Origin of the sequence: Methanosarcina sp. 1.H.A.2.2, assembly GCF_000979975.1 — an archaeon.
Classification (GTDB): domain Archaea; phylum Halobacteriota; class Methanosarcinia; order Methanosarcinales; family Methanosarcinaceae; genus Methanosarcina.
The window spans coordinates 22,077-41,861 of record NZ_JJQL01000030.1 but is presented as its reverse complement, the minus strand read 5'-3'; the positions used below and the strand labels follow the sequence as shown (position 1 = coordinate 41,861).

At 45.4% G+C, this 19,785-nt stretch carries 18 protein-coding genes; 14 read left to right on the top strand and 4 right to left on the bottom strand.

From position 1 onward, the window contains the following. The 7 genes from mcrC to EO93_RS04510 all read left to right on the top strand — a co-directional run bounded on the left by mcrC (window position 1) and on the right by EO93_RS04510 (window position 7,076). Complete coding sequence (gene mcrC / locus EO93_RS04540) at window positions 1–621, top strand: methyl-coenzyme M reductase I operon protein C (RefSeq protein ID WP_048131298.1); 621 nt, start codon at window positions 1–3, stop codon at window positions 619–621. A gap of 1 nt (window position 622) precedes the next feature. Next, window positions 623–1,369, top strand: a complete 747-nt coding sequence (mcrG, locus tag EO93_RS04535; protein WP_048161260.1) for a coenzyme-B sulfoethylthiotransferase subunit gamma — start codon at window positions 623–625, stop codon at window positions 1,367–1,369. Between the two features lie 10 nt (window positions 1,370–1,379). Then, complete coding sequence (gene mcrA / locus EO93_RS04530; protein WP_048141827.1) at window positions 1,380–3,095, top strand: coenzyme-B sulfoethylthiotransferase subunit alpha; 1,716 nt, start codon at window positions 1,380–1,382, stop codon at window positions 3,093–3,095. Between the two features lie 298 nt (window positions 3,096–3,393). Next, the gene (locus EO93_RS04525; protein ID WP_156161234.1) at window positions 3,394–4,362 is read left to right on the top strand and encodes a type IV pilin N-terminal domain-containing protein; all 969 of its coding nucleotides are present in this window, start codon (window positions 3,394–3,396) and stop codon (window positions 4,360–4,362) included. A gap of 95 nt (window positions 4,363–4,457) precedes the next feature. After that, window positions 4,458–5,408 carry a type IV pilin N-terminal domain-containing protein gene (locus EO93_RS04520; protein ID WP_235284110.1) on the top strand — a complete coding sequence of 317 codons (951 nt, stop codon included), beginning with the start codon at window positions 4,458–4,460 and terminating at the stop codon, window positions 5,406–5,408. Window positions 5,409–5,450: 42 nt separating this feature from the next. Further along, a complete protein-coding gene (locus EO93_RS04515) occupies window positions 5,451–5,888 on the top strand; it encodes a type IV pilin N-terminal domain-containing protein (RefSeq protein WP_048161257.1) in 438 nt (145 codons plus the stop codon). Window positions 5,889–6,164: 276 nt separating this feature from the next. Then, on the top strand, window positions 6,165–7,076 hold the full coding sequence (locus EO93_RS04510; RefSeq protein ID WP_048161256.1) for a hypothetical protein: 912 nt from the start codon (window positions 6,165–6,167) through the stop codon (window positions 7,074–7,076). Between the two features lie 60 nt (window positions 7,077–7,136). Here the strand turns inward: EO93_RS04510 and aroA are convergent, their stop codons facing one another. The 4 genes from aroA to EO93_RS04490 all read right to left on the bottom strand — a co-directional run bounded on the left by aroA (window position 7,137) and on the right by EO93_RS04490 (window position 11,817). Beyond that, a complete protein-coding gene (gene aroA / locus EO93_RS04505) occupies window positions 7,137–8,438 on the bottom strand; it encodes a 3-phosphoshikimate 1-carboxyvinyltransferase (protein WP_048131291.1) in 1,302 nt (433 codons plus the stop codon). A 114-nt stretch (window positions 8,439–8,552) separates the two neighbouring features. After that, window positions 8,553–9,206, bottom strand: coding sequence for a thymidylate synthase (locus EO93_RS04500; protein ID WP_048131290.1), 654 nt, complete (start codon window positions 9,204–9,206; stop codon window positions 8,553–8,555). A 554-nt stretch (window positions 9,207–9,760) separates the two neighbouring features. After that, complete coding sequence (gene htpX / locus EO93_RS04495) at window positions 9,761–10,621, bottom strand: zinc metalloprotease HtpX (protein WP_048131289.1); 861 nt, start codon at window positions 10,619–10,621, stop codon at window positions 9,761–9,763. Between the two features lie 602 nt (window positions 10,622–11,223). After that, complete coding sequence (locus EO93_RS04490) at window positions 11,224–11,817, bottom strand: dihydrofolate reductase family protein (RefSeq protein ID WP_082107559.1); 594 nt, start codon at window positions 11,815–11,817, stop codon at window positions 11,224–11,226. Between the two features lie 107 nt (window positions 11,818–11,924). On the opposite strand from EO93_RS04490, the gene EO93_RS04485 reads away from it, so the two are divergent. From EO93_RS04485 to EO93_RS04455, 7 genes are all read left to right on the top strand, one after another. After that, complete coding sequence (locus EO93_RS04485) at window positions 11,925–12,734, top strand: hypothetical protein (RefSeq protein WP_048161255.1); 810 nt, start codon at window positions 11,925–11,927, stop codon at window positions 12,732–12,734. Window positions 12,735–13,107: 373 nt separating this feature from the next. Beyond that, window positions 13,108–14,178, top strand: a complete 1,071-nt coding sequence (locus EO93_RS04480; RefSeq protein ID WP_048161286.1) for a hypothetical protein — start codon at window positions 13,108–13,110, stop codon at window positions 14,176–14,178. Window positions 14,179–14,436: 258 nt separating this feature from the next. Then, window positions 14,437–15,555: an iron ABC transporter substrate-binding protein gene (locus EO93_RS04475; protein ID WP_048161254.1), complete on the top strand. Its 1,119-nt coding sequence runs from the start codon at window positions 14,437–14,439 to the stop codon at window positions 15,553–15,555. Next, window positions 15,552–16,175, top strand: a complete 624-nt coding sequence (locus EO93_RS04470) for a class I SAM-dependent methyltransferase (protein ID WP_048161253.1) — start codon at window positions 15,552–15,554, stop codon at window positions 16,173–16,175. Before EO93_RS04475 ends, EO93_RS04470 begins: the two co-directional genes overlap by 4 nt. A gap of 3 nt (window positions 16,176–16,178) precedes the next feature. After that, the gene (locus tag EO93_RS04465) at window positions 16,179–17,960 is read left to right on the top strand and encodes a radical SAM protein (RefSeq protein WP_048161252.1); all 1,782 of its coding nucleotides are present in this window, start codon (window positions 16,179–16,181) and stop codon (window positions 17,958–17,960) included. After that, on the top strand, window positions 17,953–18,972 hold the full coding sequence (locus EO93_RS04460) for an iron ABC transporter permease (protein ID WP_048161251.1): 1,020 nt from the start codon (window positions 17,953–17,955) through the stop codon (window positions 18,970–18,972). Before EO93_RS04465 ends, EO93_RS04460 begins: the two co-directional genes overlap by 8 nt. Continuing rightward, window positions 18,963–19,745 carry an ABC transporter ATP-binding protein gene (locus EO93_RS04455; protein ID WP_048161250.1) on the top strand — a complete coding sequence of 261 codons (783 nt, stop codon included), beginning with the start codon at window positions 18,963–18,965 and terminating at the stop codon, window positions 19,743–19,745. Before EO93_RS04460 ends, EO93_RS04455 begins: the two co-directional genes overlap by 10 nt. Window positions 19,746–19,785 lie beyond the last annotated feature (40 nt).

The window sequence follows — 19,785 nt, the reverse complement described above, 5'->3', positions numbered from 1 at the left end:
ATGATGATCGATCGGGAAACACAGGTAGTTGACTGCCGATGCGGCGGAGGACTAGGCAAAGGAGGAGGGCTTGCTCAAAGAGGCACTCTTTCGGAAGCTGGTCGTGCCGATGTGGTAGCTATTGCTATGAGTCCCGGCCAGAGACATATCACAAAACCGGTATGTGAGATTACATACGGAATGAGGAAAGAAAACATTCAGGTGAGTGTGCTCGTACTTTATTCAGGTTCAGGGATTCCCGAATCAGGCATGAGGACAGGATCATTTGTACTGAGTCCGGTAGAAGTCGCACAGATTGAAATGCACAAGCTGGCTGTTATTCACCTCGGAAATATTAAGGACCATGTAATTAGAAAAACAAGGGAGATACTGAGCCAGGCTGATATTCCGGCAATTGTTGTCAGCCAGATCCCGGTGGATTTTGAGGATTTTGCAGAAGCAGGGATAAAGACGAGATTAGTGATGCCAAGGGATGAAAATATTCGTACCAAGGGAATTGTAATGGATATGGTAAGTGGAGTTACACGTGGTGACTTCTGTCCCAGGGATAAACTAAATCTAATCGTAAAATACGTCAAGACGACATTAGACCAGTTAGAAAATCACAAAGGAGTTGCATGAGATGGCATACAAACCACAGTTTTATCCAGGCGCGACATCAGTTGGCGCTAACCGCAGAAAGCACATGTCTGGGAACCTTGAGAAACTCAGGGAGATTTCAGACGAAGACTTAACTGCAGTCCTTGGACACCGTGCACCAGGGAGCGACTACCCAAGCACCCACCCACCACTTGCAGAGATGGGAGAGCCCGCATGCTCGGTCCGCGAGGCTGTAGCAGCAACACCCGGTGCAGCAGCAGGAGACAGGGTCAGGTACGTTCAGTTCGCTGACTCAATGTACAACGCTCCAGCTACCCCTTACTTCAGATCATACTTCGCAGCAATTAACTTCAGAGGTGTAGACCCAGGTACCCTTTCCGGTCGTCAGATTGTTGAAGCCCGTGAAAGAGACATGGAACAGTGCGCAAAGGTCCAGATGGAAACCGAAATGAGCTGCCCTGCACTTTCCGGTATGCGTGGCGCAACTGTGCACGGTCACTCTGTCCGTCTCCAGGAAGACGGCGTAATGTTCGACATGCTTGACAGAAGGAGATTCGAAAACGGCACCATCATCATGGACAAGGACCAGGTTGCAATTCCACTCGACAGGAAAGTAGACCTCGGCAAGCCTATGTCCAGTGAAGAAGCCGCAAAGAGAACCACCATCTACCGTGTGGACAATGTAGCCTTCAGGGACGATGCAGAAGTCGTTGAATGGGTACACAGAGTATTCGATGAGAGAACTACCTACGGATTCCAGCCGAAATGAGGTGACCACAATGGCAGCAGATATTTTCTCAAAATTCAAAAAGTCAATGGAAGTCAAGTTCACACAGGAATACGGTTCTAACCAGCAGTCCACCACGGACATCACTGACAAGACCGAGAAGTTCCTGAGACTTGGACCTGCACAGGACGCAAGAAAGGCCGAGATGATTAAGGCCGGAAAGGAACTTGCAGAGAAGAGAGGCCTTGCATTCTACAACCCAATGATGCACACCGGTGCACCACTCGGTCAGCGTGCAATCACTCCTTACGTCATCTCCGGTACTGACATCGTTGCCGAACCTGACGACCTTCACTACGTGAACAACGCTGCAATGCAGCAGATGTGGGACGACATCAGGAGAACCTGTATTGTCGGTCTTGACATGGCTCACGAGACCCTCGAGAAGAGGCTGGGTAAGGAAGTTACCCCTGAAACCATCAACCACTACCTTGAGACCCTCAACCACGCCATGCCCGGTGCAGCAGTGGTTCAGGAAATGATGGTCGAAACCCACCCCGCTCTTGTGGACGACTGTTATGTAAAGATCTTCACCGGTGACGACGAACTTGCAGACGAAGTCGACAAGCAGTACGTCATCAACATCAACAAGATGTTCAATGAAGAACAGGCAGCCCAGATTAAGGCCTCCATCGGCAAGACAACCTGGCAGGCAATCCACATCCCAACAATTGTCTCCAGAACAACTGACGGTGCTCAGACCTCCAGGTGGGCAGCCATGCAGATCGGTATGTCCTTCATCTCCGCATACAACATGTGCGCTGGTGAAGCAGCCGTCGCTGACCTGTCTTTCGCTGCAAAGCACGCAGCTCTCGTCTCTATGGGTGAAATGCTCCCCGCAAGGCGTGCACGTGGTCCCAACGAGCCCGGTGGATTATCCTTCGGTCACCTCTCAGACATCGTCCAGACAAGCCGCACAGTGACTGACGACCCCGCAAAGGTTGCCCTTGAAGTCGTCGGTGCAGGCTGCATGCTCTACGACCAGATCTGGCTCGGGTCCTACATGTCCGGTGGTGTCGGGTTCACACAGTATGCAACAGCTGCATACACCGATGACATCCTCGACAACAACGTGTACTACGACGTTGACTACATCAACGACAAGTACAACGGTGCTGCAAACCTCGGCAAGGACAACAAGGTAAAGGCCACCCTCGAAGTCGTAAAGGACATCGCAACCGAGTCCACACTCTACGGTATCGAGACCTACGAGAAGTTCCCAACTGCCCTTGAAGACCACTTCGGTGGATCCCAGAGAGCAACCGTGCTCGCAGCTGCAGCCGGTGTTGCAACTTCCCTTGCAACCGCAAACGCAAACGCTGGTCTCTCCGGCTGGTACCTCTCCATGTACCTGCACAAGGAAGCATGGGGCCGTCTCGGCTTCTTCGGATACGACCTGCAGGACCAGTGCGGTGCCACAAACGTTCTGTCCTACCAGGGCGACGAAGGTCTCCCAGACGAACTCCGTGGTCCAAACTACCCCAACTATGCAATGAACGTAGGTCACCAGGGTGGATACGCAGGTATCGCTCAGGCAGCCCACGCAGGCCGCGGCGACGCATTCACCGTCAACCCACTCATCAAGGTCTGCTTCGCTGACGATCTCATGCCCTTCAACTTTGCAGAGCCCAGGAGAGAGTTCGGCCGCGGTGCCATCAGAGAGTTCATGCCTGCTGGTGAGAGAGCCCTCATCATCCCGGCAAAATAAACTCAATAAATTAAACACTTTAAAACAGAGTAGGCCTTCTGGCCTGCTTTTTCTCTTTTTTCTTACCTTCTAAACCCAATAGTTTTTCCAGGCTGTTTTTCAGGCTGTTTTTCAGGCTTTTTGTTTAATAAAGTAGTTATAATCGAATCTTTTTCTATTTTTTCTTATGGCTGGGGTTTTTATTCCTGTGATGGAGGAATATTATTTTTTCACTTATAAAAAATAATATAAATGATCAAACACTCTAAATACGACTTATTACATAATTATATCCAGTTAGCTGCGGGGAGTGTTACCTGTGTGGAATTTTCTCAGCCTTTCCAAAAATTGTCATGCGGTTTCAGAGGTCATGGGCCAGGTGCTCATAGCAGGGATTACGTTTTCAGCACTTGCAATAGTGGGGGTGGTTCTTTTTGCTCAGGAAGGTCCTGAGTATACCCCACAAATTGAAATTCAGCAGCGGGTTGATGCTTCCTCGGATATCCTTTACCTGAAGCATAGCGGGGGTGAGTCCCTATCTTTTAGTGATCTGGATCTCATTGTAATAATTGATGGAAACAAGAAAGTATTGACAGAAGAGGAAATCCAGGGGTGTACGGGTAAAAACTCCTGGAGCCTGGGGGACGTTATTGAAATTGATCTATACAAAACATGGGGAGTTCACCTGGATAGTGATAACTGTGTTGATGTATTCCTCGTCGATAGGGGTTCAAAGCAATTGATTCAGAAGGCGACGATGCCCATTGAGGGCATGTGCAGTCCACTGATGAACCCGGGCAAATGGTATTTTTTTACCACCGTAGAAGGGGATGATAGTGACAAGGTGAACCTCAGGTATCTGCATGACTGCGATCCAGCAGTTAACTTTTCCGCAGTACCGGATGAGAAATACAATGACACGTTCTTGGGGATTGAAGGAAAGGAGTATAACCCCAAAAACAACTTCGTTCACGAACTAAAAGGTGAGACCTTTGGCCTGACTTTTGGTTTTCGTGAGAACGATTTCAAATGGCCTGGTGCCCATAATGCAACCATTTTGATGATTTATAGCCTGCAGGATCAACCTTCGGAATTCTCATTGGAAATTGCAGGTGAGAACATGCCGATATTTGACCCTGTTAACTGTGCGAGTAATAAGTGGCATATGTACAATCAAACTGTGCCTATAAATCTCAATAGCATTTCCGATTTGAAGTTCAACATTCATGTCAACGTAATCGGTAAAAAATCAATAGAAATAGATTATCTGGCTGTATGCCTGAACTGAAAATAAAAGTTTCTTGAAATGAAAAAGAGCGATGAGGTGCATTGTAATTTCACTTTGCTCCTCTATTGAAATATGCGGTAGAAGCTGTGGCTGAGATGGGTTTAATGTTGGAAAATTTATGGAAGTTTCTTAATAGTTCGGATTCTGTTTCCGGAATCATGGGGGAAGTGCTCCTAGCCAGCATAGCGGTTATAATAGCCGGGATGTTTTCAACTATGGTTTTTTCGTTAGATCGACCTGTCGATAGTCCTCATGTTGCGGTAGAGAAATGGGCTCGTGCTCCAACTGATATTATCTATATAAGGCACTGCGGAGGGGACGTCATTGATACCGATTATATGAAAATTATAGCTTCCATTGATGGTTCTAGCTACGTATATTCTCCGGATGACGTTTTCTCAAACCTTAACAAGAGCACATGGGACGTGGGCGATGTCATTACAATCAATGTGTCTGATAAATGGGGGGCTTCCCTTACAAAAGGAGATCCTGTGTACCTGAGTCTGGTTGATATGGATTCAAAGCAGGTGTTCAGGCAGGCGAAAGTTATTCCGGGCGGCGGAGGTTCAGGGGGCTGGCTGCCTCCGGCAAAGGTGAGCGATTCCTCTGGCCCGTTAAATACAACGGATATAATGAAAGAAGGTGATGGGAAACATACAAATTATGTGGTACCAAAAGGCATACCTGCAGTACCAGAAAGTAATGGTGAAGTGTTCACTTTTGGCATAAATATGGTAGAGTATGACTACAGGATTGATGAACCGATTTCTAATGTTACGCTCAGGTTTGTGTATTCAACCCATGACAGTTCTTTTAATTACATCAAACTATGGATATTCGATGCATATCCATATCCTGGGCAATGGTATATGAAGTCTTCATTGTCTGAGACTGATAAGTCATCCAAAAGTTATGTAATTAATTTATATGACTGTATAAACACAGTTGAGGATATAGAGGGGCTGAAGGTTCGTATTGAGGGTGTCGGAAACGCTGCAACTGCTAAAGAAATAAATGTCGATTATATGGCAATATATTTTGAGTGAAATGAATTTGGGAGGAAACAAATTTAAGACCGGGGTATTTACATGTATAAATTACGCAAATTCATCATAAACTGTGATGGGGTTTCGGAGGTCATGGGGCAGGTCCTTCTTATCGGTTTAGTAGTTATTTTTTTCAGTTTTATCGGTGTATTTGTTTTTTCCTACAATAGTCCCGATGATATCCCACATGCAGATTTGCAGGTATGGATGGACGAAACGTCAGATACCGTATACCTGAAGCATAGGGGAGGAGAAGCCCTCTCCGGAAATGAAATAAAAGTCGTGGTAATGGTCAATGGAACTAGAAATGAATTTTCTCCAGAGAACGTGTCCGCAAAGCTGGGAGTGGATGGTGTCTGGGAGATTGGAGATGTTATTGAAATCGGGATTCCTATTGAAAATGGGGACACTGTTAATTTATTTCTAATTCACACACCTTCTAACAATGTGATTCAGAAAATGGATGTTACTGCTTCATGAAGCCCACAACTATCAAAAAGTTATTATGCAGTGAAACATATGATATTCTTACACAATAAAATAATTTCTTATGTATGGGTGTGATTTACGCAAGAGTAGCTTGTCCAGGATCAGGTCGCCTTTGGATCACCTTTTCTTTGGATTCTTCATGGAGCTTGCTTTAGAATCCGATTCAGTAACCCCTACTGCTTTAGAAAAGGGCGTGTTTCCTCCTTGCACAGGCAGTCCCCCGACATATTATTTCTGATAAATGGTTGGAATGGGAGAAAGAATGTTATGAAACTGAAATTCATTAAACCGTTTTCTTCATTTCTCAAATCGGATTCTGGAGTCTCAGTAGCTGTTGCAGCTGCCCTTTTACTTGGGATCGTGGTTCTGTTTATAACAAACATTCAGGTTTACCACGTCCCCCAGTGGAAGGAAGATGCTGAATATAGCCACATGTCCGAAGTTTATGAGGATATGTCCCGGCTAAAGTGTAATATTGACCTCCTTTCCCTGGGAATGGTAGTCAGTCCGAATAGTGAGGTTGTCCTGAACTCTCCACTTCGAATGGGTGGGGGTAATCTCCCGGTAGTTAACCGCATGAAATCAGGGGGTACGCTTGTCTTTAACAAAGATAAGTGCAATCTGTCTGCATTTATTACCTACAATAATTCCACCAGCAAGAATATTCCATCGACTGGCTCTCTTGAATGCGGGGCTCTTTCCTACAGGGCTGATAATTCCCAATATCTTGACCAGATTTACTGTTATGAAAACGGAGCCTTGATCGTTTCCCAGGGAAACCAGTCGTTTATGAAATTGTCTCCAGGGATAACCCTTGAAAAAGGGGGAGGCTTTTTGAACCTCTCAGTAAATGCGGTCTGTCTGGCAGGCAGCAACTGGGTTCTTTCCAGCAACAGTGTTGAGGATCTCAGATTGGTTTCCCTGTCTCGAGAACACCAGTATGACGTCACAGGTCTTGAAAGTTTCTACAACACCACCTCGGTATCCCTGACGATTTTTACTGACTATCCGGAAGCCTGGGAAACTTATTTCGAAACGCAGGCTAAAAATGAAAATCTCTGGAGTTCGGATTACGAGCTTTCCTCAAACAGTTCTGCGGTTTTCTTTCGCCTTACTCCTGTAAGTGATGATTTAAATGTGAAGGTCTATAACTCCTTAATAGTTGTTGAAGCTTTATGAGATGAGTAGCGTCTGTAAATGAATACAATCTGAAAAAAGGGGCTGCATCCGAAATGCAGCTCATTTCTCCATTTTATCAGAAACATTCTCTATTTTTGCCCCGAGGTTACGCATATCCTCAAAAAAGTCAGGGTAAGAGATAGAAACGGACTCAGTAGTGTCAATAGTTGTGTTTCCTGCGATCATACCTGCCATTGCAAGTGCCATAACAATCCTGTGGTCATCCCAGCCGTGGACTGCTGCTCCATGCAGAGGCCCCCCGGTAATTGTCAGGCTGTCTTTTTCTTCTTTAAGCCGGACTCCCAGTTTCGGAAGTTCAATTGCAAGGGCGCGGAGCCTGTCGGTTTCCTTATACCGTACATGTTCGGCGTTTTCAATCCGGCTAGTTCCAACAGCGACAGAGGCCAGGACGGCAACAGTTGGCACAAGGTCCGGGGTTGCGCCGGCATCGAAGGTGATGGCTTTGAGGGGCTTTCCTCCCCTGACCGTAACCTTTCCGGCTTTCCTGTCCCAGGTGATGTCTGCTCCCATGCGTTCCAGGGTTTCGACAATTACGAGGTCTCCCTGTTTGGAGGGGAAGAGGTTTTTGACTGTAACTTCGGATCCTTCGATCATGGCCGCAGATGCAAGCAGGTAGGAAGCAGAGGAAAAATCGCCTGGAATGGTATACTCTTTGAGATCATATTTCTGTTTTCCAGGGATGATGAATCTGGTACCGTTATTATCATCGGTATGGATTTTGACTCCTGCCAGTTCGAGCATTTCCAGGGTCACGTCAACATAGGGCTTTGATTTAAGCTCTCCGACGATTGAGAGGGTGGTGCTGTTTTTGGCCAGGGGGCAGGCTATAAGGAGTGCGGAGATAAACTGGGAACTGATAGAACCGTCAATTTTCACAATAGCCCCTCCAAGTTCCCCTTTGACCACAATCGGAGCCCTTTCGTTTCCGCGGGTTGAGAAAGCTTTTACCCCCAGCTTGTTAAGGACCTCGAGAAGGGGTCCATTGGGCCTTGTACGAAGGGAAGCATCTCCCGTAAGTACGGTGATTCCTTCAGTGAGGGCTGCAATTGCTGTCATGAAGCGGAGGGTTGTCCCGGAGTTTGCAGCATCAATTACATCATCCGGAACTTTGGGCTTTCCATTCACGCCCTGGATAAGGAGGTCATCTCCCTCCCGTTTTATGGAAGCCCCGAACATCCTGGAGGCCTGGATGGTAGCGAGGGTGTCAGCGGAGAGCAGGGGGCGGTGGATGACTGCTCCTTTAGATAGGGCTGCCAGGGTTATGGCCCGGTGAGTATAACTTTTTGAGGGCGGGGCAAAGACCTCCCCTTTAATCGATGATTTATTGATCAAAACACGCATTTACAACAGGACTCCGGGGTTTTCTTCTGTTAATTCTATATTGTTTATTCTATAATCTACATGGAATACTTACTCTGATCAGGTTTTTCTATCTCAATTCGTATAATTTGTGATTCAGCACACGCCTTTCACGATATTTTCTACCATATCCCAGTCGTGGTCGTAAACATGGGCTGAAATGCTGACCGTGGTGATTGTTCCGGGTTCGATTCCTACCCTTTTGGCAACGTATTCAAGGAGCCTGGAAAGTCCGTAAAGGTTTGCAGGGTAGGCTCCCCCAAAGTCATGGCTCCTGAAAAGAGTGGTAAGATGAACCTTTCCGTCCCTGATCTTGAAGTCGTCGAGGATCATACAGGGAACTTCATTAACTTTAGTGTCCACAGGCGGGATCCAGGTGACAGCTGTAGCCCGCCGGGTAGTGGGGCTCTCCTGCAGTTTCTCGATTACATATTCGATCTGATCCACTTCCTCATTCCAGTTCCTGAGGCGTTGCCCGTAGGTGTACTCAAAGTCCTGTACGTTTTCACCCGAGATCAGCTGCTTTGCATACTCTTCAAGCCTTTCTTCATTCCAGGCAGTATCTTCGGGAATTCTGTCCGTATAGGGGTCTTCAATTACTACCATCAAGTCCATGAATTCCCTGATCTGGCTTCCCCTTTCGTCGGTAATTACCTGTCCGTGGTTCCAGATGATGTTAAGCCCGCGGTACCATGCATCAGAGATATTCTTTGCTCTGATGATCCTGCCAATCTCAAACTTGTCTTCCATAGAAAATTCCCCGATCAGGTTAAGATAGGGTGTAGATAATCAACATAATAATTTATTATTGCGAAAATACTTTTCAGCCTGATTTATTAATCTGACTTTTCGAACGTTTTCTACAAATGGTAAATAAAAACGGTAAATAAGAACCGGTAAATATGCTGTTTTGTCAGGTCCTGGTTTCTTACCTTTTTGTCAGTACATTCATTATAAACTGATGCTTTTGCTGACTGTCTTTTATTGACTATTTGTCCTTTCCATTTAATCTATCACTCTCTTTTATAAGTGCTTTTTCTCCTGTGAAGTCTAATGATTCTCTGTGCAATCTGATAACATATAGCATGCTAAATTTAAAAAAATACCGGACAAACTTTCAGAGTGAAAATGAAGCAAGAAAAATGAAGAAAATGAAGAAATAATGCGGGGGAACGAAATACAAAATGAAGAGGTAAAGAGGTAAAGATGTAAAAAGGAAACATGAAAAACAAAAAGACAAAGGCAAAAAAATAATAAGTAAAAGTAAAAGTAAAAGTAAAAGTAAAAAAATGTTTGAGAGGGCTTTAGAATCTCATTGCCCTCAGGCGATTTACCCGCTCATCGGTTACCGGGTGGGTCCTGAAGAGGGACTGGAGTGCCCCGCCTTTGAGTGGGTTTACGATAAACATGTGGGCCGTGGTCTCTTTTGCCTGTACGTCCCTGTTGCTTGGCTGGAAGTGGGAATTTCCGTATTCCAGTTTTTCCAGGGCATTTGCAAGTGCCCAGGGTTTTTTGCACATCCTGGCGCCTTCGTAATCCGCGGCAAATTCTCTTGAACGGGAGATTGCGAGCTGGATCAGGGTTGCAGCCAGCGGGGCAAGTACAGCCATCACTATAAATCCTACAATTCCACCGTTGTCGTCGTCCCTGCCGCCAATGCCGCCGAAGATTGCAGCCCAGCGAGCCCAGGTGGCAAGCATGGTGATAACACCGGCAATTGTTGCAGCCACCGCACTGATCAGAGTGTCGCGGTTTTTGACGTGGGCCAATTCATGGGCCAGTACCCCTTCGATCTCTTCATTTGAGAGCAGGTTGAGAATTCCGGTCGTAACCGCCACAGCTGCATGCTGCGGGTTCCTGCCTGTTGCAAATGCATTCGGCATCCCGGACTCAACGATATAAACCTTAGGTTTCGGAAGTCCTCCCTTCATTGCAAGGTCGCTCACGATCCTGTGCAGGTTCGGGGACTCCGCCGGAGTAACTTCCCTTGCCCTGTACATTTTCAGTACGATCGTATCGCTGTACCAGTAACTCCCAAAGTTCATGATGACCGCAAACAAGAATGCGATTATCATTCCGCCCGTCCCACCGAAGTAGTTTCCGATAAGGACCAGAAGCCCTGTAAGGGAAGCGAGCAGAATTGTGGTTTTAAACATATTCTTCATGACTACTCACACGACATCCTCCCAGGCTAACGTCTGGGTTTTCAGTCTTTTGATTCCTATTTATTGATTTATTTTGTAAGTTTAATTGATAGAATCAATGGTATATACTCTGATTGCATATATATATTTTTTATCTTCAATATAGCTAATTATCCGTTTTGTGATATTTTTCTTCTCGTGGTTATCTAAAAATGCTCTTAAATTCTATAACATGGAATGTTTATTCCCCAAATCGGAAGTTCTATTTTTACACAAAAAGTCTTATCCTGCCTTCTGCTGCAATCTCCAGATTTTAAATTTACATCACTCATTAAAATATCTGTTCAGGGATATTTCTAGTTAGTATGTTTTTAGACTCCCTTTTTAGTTCGATTTCAAACTATTATATTGGAACATCAAGTATATATTTTTTATTGAAAGGGTTTTTTGGTCAGCTTATTCAATGAATGTGATTGAAGCTGAGATTTTGCCAGTAAGTATAAGCTGTAAGCTGCAAGCAAGATTGATACTCTGAAATTAGCATTAAATTACTCAAGATCTGGACTAATTCTTTTCAGAGTTTTGGGTGAATTTCTTTTATGGTTTTCTATTTTTTTTCAATGTCATTCCTCAATTTCATATTCCAACCTCGCCAGCCCACTCTCATACCTCTCCGTATCAATCATCCTGAGCCTGACTTCCTTTCCAATCCGGTCAAACAGAGGAATCCCACTCCCAAGAATAAGCGGAACAACGAAAATAATCAAATCCTGCACAAGGTCTTCTTCGAGAAATGCCTTAATAAGCTGCGAACCGCCCACGAGCCAAATATCTTCATCAGTATTTTCCTGTACCTGGCGCATAAATTCCCCGACGTCCCCGGAAACAAATTCTACGTTATTTTCGCGGAGCAGGGGTTCTTTTTGTCTGGTAAAAACATATGTTTTCTTCTCCCCGTAAGGCCAGTCTCCGAAGCTCAGGACCTGTTCATAGGTTTTTCTGCCCATAAGGACCGTGCTGATTGATGCGTAAAATTCGGAATAGCCATAGTCGGTTTTGGGGCTGCTTTCATACTCAGTTAGCCAGTCGATGCTGCCGTTTTCCTGGGCGATAAAACCGTCGAGGCTACAGGCGATGTAGAGTTTTATTCTGGGCGTATCTCCCTCCTCCCTGAAACGAATTAATGGTTCAACAATTGGTATTGAACCTCTTAACATAAGCGTCAAGATCTCTCTGTTAAAATTTAAATAGTTGCAAGTTATTTTGTATCATTAAGATACTATCCTTTCTTTTCTCTAGTTTTTGTGAGTTGGATTGGGTTAAGATGGATACAGTTCTAAAATCAAAAAAACTTGTAAAACATGAATCAGGTAAAGAATACCTCGTGACCATTCAGTATATGCCTTCTTCAAATACCCATATTATCACTCATAAAGGAGACTTTAAAAAAGGCTTTTTTCTCAAAGACTTTGCTCTTGATTTTATCAAACTCTTTGGTAAACCTTTTATTTCTTCTGTCGCGGAAATTCCTGTTTTTATATTGATAATAACTTGGTTGATATTGTTTTTTGTTTTAATATTAATATATCAAATCTCTAAATGGGAATTTTTTTTAATTATTCAACTTTTTATTCTTTTACTTGCAATCAAATTGAAGTTTCAGTTCTCTTATATCTTGGAGTATTATAGAGATGCTAAATGCAATAAATGTGGAAAAGAATTTATTTGCCGTGAAATCGAAAAACCGGATTTTAAGGAAATAAGTACACCTGAATACTACAGGATAGAGGCAACTCGATACTGGCGTTGTAAATCCTGTGGATATACAAATATTCGAATAAATTATGAAAGATTCTATACGAAAAAAGGTAAACCAATGAAACTTTCTTCCCTTGCAAAAATTTCCTGCAAAAGATGCGGTAAGACTGGTGCATATATTGAGTCTAAAAAGCCGGATATTATAAGGTCAGAAAGTCGGGGTCGCGAAGAGCTTGTGAAAAGAAGTTATTATAGGTGTAAATTTTGTAGGATTGAAGATATTAAAGGAGTCGAATATATAAGTTATCCTTATGATGACAGTCCTGGACCTTCTTTTTTTATGTATGATGTCAATTATGAAGATTACCCATATTAAAAGGTTCTAGTGCTTCCTTCTCAACAACGAATAAATCTTTGATTGTTAAATCCCCATAGACTTTATCTAATTACGAAAAACTTACAGGTTCAGGCTGTTCGCAAGCGAACGGAAAAAGACAGAAGGGGACAAGCTATCCACGCAGCCCGGCTGAAGTTTTTACTCTTATTTTCTGCTCGTCCTTTATCGGATTAAGCTGAGACACACAGGGTCTCTCTCATAGTGGTCTCTTATAGAAGACCAGAATAAGGTAAAATTGGTCTTCTATACAAGACTAAAATCCCTAAAATCGGTCTCCTACAGAAGAACATTTTCCAGCAAAACTCCACTAAACCCAAACCTTTATACCTTTTCCTTCCCCAAAAACTTCTCCATGTCCTCTCCAGGCATCCCACTTCCCCTCAAAACAGAACATTCCGCAAAAGACCGTCTTTACTGGAACTTCTTCAATATGATCCCCTTCCTGATCGGTTCAATTGCAATTGCCAGGGATTCTCTCAAGTGGGTTGCAGTTTACATAGGAATAGCTCTCTTTTTCTTTCTGGTAATCGAATTCCGCTTTGCCTGCACTCACTGCCTTTACTACATAAGGAGCAAGGGCTGCGTAAAATGCATGATGCTTTCGGGAGTGCCAAAGATTTTCAAAGCCCGTCCAGGCCCTCACAGCCCTTTTGAAAAAGCAGTGACGGTTCTCGGAGCCCTGCCTATGTTTCTTTTTCCGATTTATTGGCTGGTAAGGGACCCTCTACTGCTGGTAGCTTATATTGTTTCCTGGACACTCTTCTTTCTGACCGCCCGGCGGTACGAGTGCGTAAGGTGTCTTAACTTTGAGTGTCCTATGAATCGGGTGCCTGCAGATGTCAAAAAAGAGTTTGAGAAGGGGGATAACCTTTCCGGAAGCTTTGAGATTTCTGGAAAAGGGATTCTGGAGTCATGTTCAGGAAGATGCGCTTCCCTGAGAGTAAAACATGAGTTTAAGGATTTTCTTTACTGGAACTTTGTGACCCTTGTTATTCTGTTTTCGGCGGGGCTTGCTATTGGCATCAGTTCAACAGGATGGCTTCTTGCTTATATTTTCATAATTATTTTCCACTTCAATATTCTGGAACAACGTTTTTTCTGCACTCATTGCCCTTACTATGTGGAAGGTGGAAAACGGTTGAGGTGCATGATGAACTGGGGCTGGCCGAGGCATTTTAAACCAATACCATACCCTCCGGGCAAATTCGATCTTGTTATTACCACGTTGGGGTTCATAATCATGATTTTCTTTCCGCTTCCATATCTTTTGAAAATACCGTCCCTGCTGGGCGCTTACTTTGTTTCAATTGTGCTTTTCCTGCTGACGATATGGAGATCTGAGTGTCCCCGTTGTATTTATTTTTGCTGTCCTTTTAACAGGGTGCCGGTCGAAGTGAGGAAAGAATATGAAGGGGAAAATTGAGTTGAATGAGGTCCTGGGTGATCAGGCTACTGTTTTCCTGTACTATATACTCTAAAAATATACTCTGAGAATTCCAGTGCAATCGATTGGCACTACCCATTTGTTGAAAACACATCAGCATATCATAAATATGCAGAAACTTTCTAAAAAACATACTCGGGGGCGTTTTCCATTCTCTTACGTATTGGAATATGTTTTTATACCATTATGTTTATCCGAACATAACGATTAAACCATCAAAAGTCTGTAGGGTTTTCTATGCGTGGAAAAATAGGTACAATATTGATACTTTCTCTGCTGGTTCTAACTGTTGCGTCCTGCGGATGTGCAGAAAATACAGACCAACAGGCTGTTCCGAACTCAAGCACTGAACTTCTAAACTCCAGTACCGTGCAGATCACCGACATGCTGGGCAGGCAGCTGACTGTGCCGGGGGAAATGTCCTCGGTAGTAGCCACTTCTCCGCCGTCCACTATTCTCGTGTACATGCTTGCGCCGGGCAAACTCACAGGCTGGAATTTCAAAAATAATTTTACCCAAACTTTCATGGATGAAAATTACACAAAGCTGCCCGTAATAGGGGGCTGGTTCGGGACCCAGACCGGGAACTATGAAACCATAATCCACATGGATCCTGACATTGTAATTGAAGGGTACACCACGGATGGAGAAATCAATGAAGCCATAGACCGCAGGCAGGAAAGTTTCGGCAGCATTCCGGTGGTTGCTGTTGATGATTCCATTATTTTTGTGACACAATCTAACCCTACAATAGAATACGTGGGTAAACTGCTTGACTGTGAAGCCCAGGCTGAAAAACTGATTGAGTTCCGCAGTTCAGTCCTCAATGAAATCAACAGCACTGTAAAAGACATTCCCGAAGATGAAAAAGTAAGTGTTTACTACGCCGAAGGCCCAAAAGGACTGATGACCGATCCTTCAGGTTCTCAGCACTCCCAGGTAATTGATATCTGCGGCGGTAGCAATGTTGCAGACTGTCCTCTTACTCCGGGAAGCGGCATGACGCAGGTTTCAATAGAGCAGGTCATGGGCTGGGACCCTGAAGTAATTATCACATCAAATCCACAGTTCTACGCAGCCGTATATTCTGACTCTCTCTGGGCAGGTGTGGATGCTGTTCAGAACAGGCGGGTATATCTCGCTCCTCAGAATCCGTTTTGCTGGATTGACAGGCCCCAGGGTCCTCACCTTATCCTCGGAACTGCCTGGACTGCAAAAATGCTTTATCCGAACCTTTTCACAGATATGGACCTCCCTCAGTTGACCCGTGAGTTCTATTCGGAATTCTTCCACTATGATCTCACAGACAACGAGCTGGAAACGCTACTTAACCCTGAAGTAGAGGCTGAGAAGTGATCGAGCAGGTCAAATCTCCGGGGTTTCCCTATATTGCCGAGCACATCTTTGCTCCCATCTACCCTGTAATCGCGGCTAATATCATCAAAGAACGCGGGATAAAACAGGGCACATGTCTGGACCTGGGGTGCGGTATCGCGTCCCTGGGAATCGCTGTTGCGGAAATCACGGATATGCAGGTCTATGGGGTTGATTTTTCAACGGAGATGTGCAGGTTTTCGAAGGATAAAGCTCACCGCCACTGTCTTTCAGGTAAAGTCGTTCCGGTGCAGGCCGATGTACACTTGCTCCCCTTCAGGGATAACTGCGCAGACCTCATAGTAAGCCGCGGTTCAGTATTTTTCTGGAAAGACCTCTCTGTGGCCTTCACAGAAATTTCCCGCATCCTTGCTCCGGGCGGGCAGGCGTGGATAGGGGGAGGTTTTGGTACAAAGGAGTTGAAAGCACAGATTTCTGAAAAAATGGTCGAAATAGACCCTGACTGGCATAGCGCTTCAAAAAAACGTCTTAGTCCGGAAAACCTTCAGGCTATGCAGGAAGCTGGAAGACTGATAGACATTCCCTGCCGTGTAATTCAGGACGATTCGGGCTTCTGGATGATATTAAGCAAGGGAGGTTAAAATATGCAGTGCAATGTATGCGAATTCGGGTGTGAAATCAATGAATACAGCAGGGGCAGATGCGGCACTTACGTCTGTACTGGCGATACGATCGTCCAGGCCCCTGATATGGGATACCTTGGAGCATATCCGGTTTCCATAGAAACGATTCCTTTGCTTCATTATTATCCTTCAGGTAAGTTCCTTCAGGTCTTCAGTACTGGCTGCAATTTCCAGTGTTCCGGGTGTGTGGCTCGTTTGCTGTCATCAGGTAAATCTCTTCCCCGTTCCCCTCTTCCCCCCTCTCAGGTAGTGGAAAGGGCCCTGCAGCAACAGTGTCTGGGTGTAGTTTCCACGCTGAATGAGCCTGCTGCAAATTATTACCTTTTCAGGGATCTTGCAGTGCAGGCAAAAGAAAAAGGGTTGCTCGTAGGTTGTTCCACAAACTGCTATTTCACAGGTGAGACTTTAAGCAAGCTTGGGCAGCTTGTGGATTTCATGAATGTTGGGATCAAAGGTTATTCTGACCGGAGTTACATAAACTGCGGAGTTCCTTCATCAGCTCCTGTTTTCCGAAACATTTCCCGGCTTTTTGACATGGGAGTGCATGTTGAAACTTCAGTTGTTTATTGCAAGGGAAACGAGGAAGATGTGATAAAGGTTGCAGAAGCAGTGTCTGATATTTCCTCCACCATTCCGGTTCAGGTTATGAGATTCATTCCCTTCGGGGATGCTCCGATTGAGCTTGAACCCTCCATAGGAGAGGTGGAGAACCTGTGTACCTCTCTGCGTAAGCACGTGGATTATGTATATCTCTTCAATTCTCCGGGTACGGAATTATTGAATACGTACTGTCCTGAATGCGGCGGTACCCTGACAGAGAGGGAATTCTACGGACCCATGGGTTCCAGGTCTTTAAAACCCTGGATAAATTACACCTGCAAGTGCGGGAAGAGTGTTCCGGTTAAAGGGATAACTGCCATTGAAAGCTTCAGTGAGGAAGGATTCATGGGTGGTTACAGGATAAGCCGGGCTTTCGGTATGGTCCATGCAGTGCTTACGTGTCTGGGAATACTGGACGATTCCAGGTTAATAGACGTCTGGCGCAAGATCTCTGATTTCGGAACCCTTATGCAAATACACCATATGATCCAGCAGCCTTACGCTTACCTTGAGTTTATCAGGCTTATTGCGGAAATGGCGGGTGTTCCGAAAAAAGGAGAAGAACTTATTTCTTTTATCCGGACACGTTTGGAGCTTGTCCGATCCCTTGCAGCAGAAAACAGCAATGATGTGAGTCATAAAGTGTATTACTGCATGGGATCTCCCCTCTTTGCCCTGAATGCCGGGAGAATGGAAAACAGCCTTGTAACATTTTCCGGGGGCGTAAGCATTAATAAGCAACTTCAAAAGGAAGGCAAACCGGGTGTAAACGTTTCTCCTTCCTTTATCAATGAGCATAATCCGGACACTATTTTTATTTCCGGGTTCCTTTCCCGTCCCCTCGATGAGTTCTATGCCCTGTGCCGGCAATACGGCATACATGCGGATGCTGTAAAACAGCAGCGGGTTTATGCAGTTCCCCCTTCATGGGATTTCGGAAACCCTCGCTGGTTACTGGGGCTCATGTACATAGCAGATAAACTGCATCCCGGAAACTCCGGAATTGACCTGCAAAAGGAAGCAGATGAGTTCTACATGCAGTTTTATGGTCTGCCATTTGAGGAAGCCACTCCTAACAGGTCTTTTCACAGCCCTTCTTCCGGGACCTGGCCCAGGCAGGTTTTGAGGTGTACCCATGCCTGACTGCAGGTATTCCCGCACTGCTCTTGTGTACCTGTTGCCCCTCGCCTTACTCATAGGCTCCCTTTTTGTAGGGAGATATCAGACTCCTGTATCGGCGGTTGTGGACGAGAGTATGAAAGCGTTTTCTTCTCTCTTTTTTGGCACTCCTGCTTCAGTTTCCACTTACCACACGGTACTATTCAATGTAAGGCTGCCCAGGATACTTGCAGCTTTGCTGGTAGGAGCGGCGCTTTCCACAGCCGGGGTCTCTTTCCAGGGGATCTTTCGCAATCCCCTTGTCTCCCCCTATATCCTTGGAGTGGGTGCAGGGTCGGGTTTTGGAGCATGCCTGGCAATACTTCTGTGGGACAGTTATCTGCTTATACAGCTGATGGCTTTTGCTTTTGGACTGCTGGCGATGTTTCTTGCCATAAGTATGAGCAAAGCCAGTAAAGGTACGGGAACTCTGGTCTTCGTGCTTTCCGGAATAATTGTGAGTTCTATTTTCACAGCGCTGACTTCACTGGTAAAATATGTGGCAGACCCTTATAATGACCTCCCAGCGATAGTATTCTGGCTCATGGGAAGCCTTGCTGATGTCAGGTACGGGGATCTGCTCTACATATTATTGCCCATGTTTGTTGGGGCTCTGGTGCTTCTTCTTCTCAGGTGGCGGATCAATATACTGTCCCTCGGAGACGAGGAAGCTAAAGCTCTGGGAATGAACGTGGAAAAAATGCGTCTGATCATCATTGTTTGTGCAACCCTTATGACGTCAGCTGCAGTCAGTATCAGCGGTGTTATTGGCTGGGTCGGACTGGTCGTGCCCCACATCGCAAGGATGATAGTAGGTCCCAACTACAGCCGTCTGCTGCCTATGAGTATGGTTATCGGGGCCTCGTTTATGCTGCTTGTGGATGATCTGTCAAGGACTATTGCCGCTACGGAGATTCCCCTGGGAATTCTCACTTCCCTGGTAGGTGCTCCTTTGTTTGCATATCTTGTCCGGAGGGGGCGCATGGGATGGAATTGATGCTAAAAGTGAAATCACTTGCCTTCTCCTATGGAAACGGTCCGGTCTTTGAGAATGTATCTTTCTCGCTAAAAAAAGGTGAGGTTATGTGCATCCTGGGTCCGAACGGAGCAGGAAAGTCCACACTGATAAAATGCATTGCAGGGGTTCTCAAGCCTGCTGCCGGATCTGTCAGCATTCTGGGTGAGGATACGGCTTCGCTCGGGGTAAGGGGTATTGCCAGACTTATAGGTTATGTACCCCAGCAGAATGAAGTAGTGTTTCCTTTTTCCGTGCTTGATTTTGTATTGATGGGCCGGGCTCCTCATCTTTCCATGTTTGCATCCCCCTGTGCAGAGGATATGGAGATTGCAAGGGAGTCGCTTGCGGTGGTAGGTCTTTCTGACCTTGCAGAGAGACCGGTTTCCATTCTCAGTGGTGGGCAGAGCCAGATGGTATTGATCGCCAGGGCTCTTGTCCAGAAACCTGCTCTACTTTTACTGGATGAACCCACTTCTCACCTTGATTTTGGTAATCAGGTCCTTGTGCTGGAGACCGTGCAGAGGCTGGCATCACTGGGAATGTCCATTGTGATGAACACCCATATGCCGGACCATGCTTTCCTTGTAGGCAGCAAAGCTGCAGCTCTGGCCGAAGGCAGGCTGGTTGCCCTGGGAGAAGTTGAAACAGTTGTAACCAGCAAAATGATGTCTTCGGTCTATGGTGTAAAAGTAGCTGTCCGGGAAATCGAAGATATGAAAAGAAAAGTGTGTCTGCCCCTGCAAGGTAAGTAATGCACTGAAAACAGATGCCAAACTGAAAATAAATTTTGAA

Coding starts and splice junctions, on each gene's coding strand:
- EO93_RS04500 (WP_048131290.1), bottom strand. CDS start 9,206: ATGGAAGACAAGTTTGAGATTGGCAGGATCATCAGAGCAAAGAATATC.
- EO93_RS04490 (WP_082107559.1), bottom strand. CDS start 11,817: ATGTTAAGAGGTTCAATACCAATTGTTGAACCATTAATTCGTTTCAGG.
- htpX (WP_048131289.1), bottom strand. CDS start 10,621: ATGAAGAATATGTTTAAAACCACAATTCTGCTCGCTTCCCTTACAGGG.
- aroA (WP_048131291.1), bottom strand. CDS start 8,438: ATGCGTGTTTTGATCAATAAATCATCGATTAAAGGGGAGGTCTTTGCC.
- EO93_RS04520 (WP_235284110.1), top strand. CDS start 4,458: ATGGGTTTAATGTTGGAAAATTTATGGAAGTTTCTTAATAGTTCGGAT.
- EO93_RS04485 (WP_048161255.1), top strand. CDS start 11,925: ATGGATACAGTTCTAAAATCAAAAAAACTTGTAAAACATGAATCAGGT.
- mcrG (WP_048161260.1), top strand. CDS start 623: ATGGCATACAAACCACAGTTTTATCCAGGCGCGACATCAGTTGGCGCT.
- mcrC (WP_048131298.1), top strand. CDS start 1: ATGATGATCGATCGGGAAACACAGGTAGTTGACTGCCGATGCGGCGGA.
- EO93_RS04515 (WP_048161257.1), top strand. CDS start 5,451: ATGTATAAATTACGCAAATTCATCATAAACTGTGATGGGGTTTCGGAG.
- EO93_RS04465 (WP_048161252.1), top strand. CDS start 16,179: ATGCAGTGCAATGTATGCGAATTCGGGTGTGAAATCAATGAATACAGC.
- EO93_RS04460 (WP_048161251.1), top strand. CDS start 17,953: ATGCCTGACTGCAGGTATTCCCGCACTGCTCTTGTGTACCTGTTGCCC.
- EO93_RS04475 (WP_048161254.1), top strand. CDS start 14,437: ATGCGTGGAAAAATAGGTACAATATTGATACTTTCTCTGCTGGTTCTA.
- EO93_RS04455 (WP_048161250.1), top strand. CDS start 18,963: ATGGAATTGATGCTAAAAGTGAAATCACTTGCCTTCTCCTATGGAAAC.
- mcrA (WP_048141827.1), top strand. CDS start 1,380: ATGGCAGCAGATATTTTCTCAAAATTCAAAAAGTCAATGGAAGTCAAG.
- EO93_RS04510 (WP_048161256.1), top strand. CDS start 6,165: ATGAAACTGAAATTCATTAAACCGTTTTCTTCATTTCTCAAATCGGAT.
- EO93_RS04480 (WP_048161286.1), top strand. CDS start 13,108: ATGTCCTCTCCAGGCATCCCACTTCCCCTCAAAACAGAACATTCCGCA.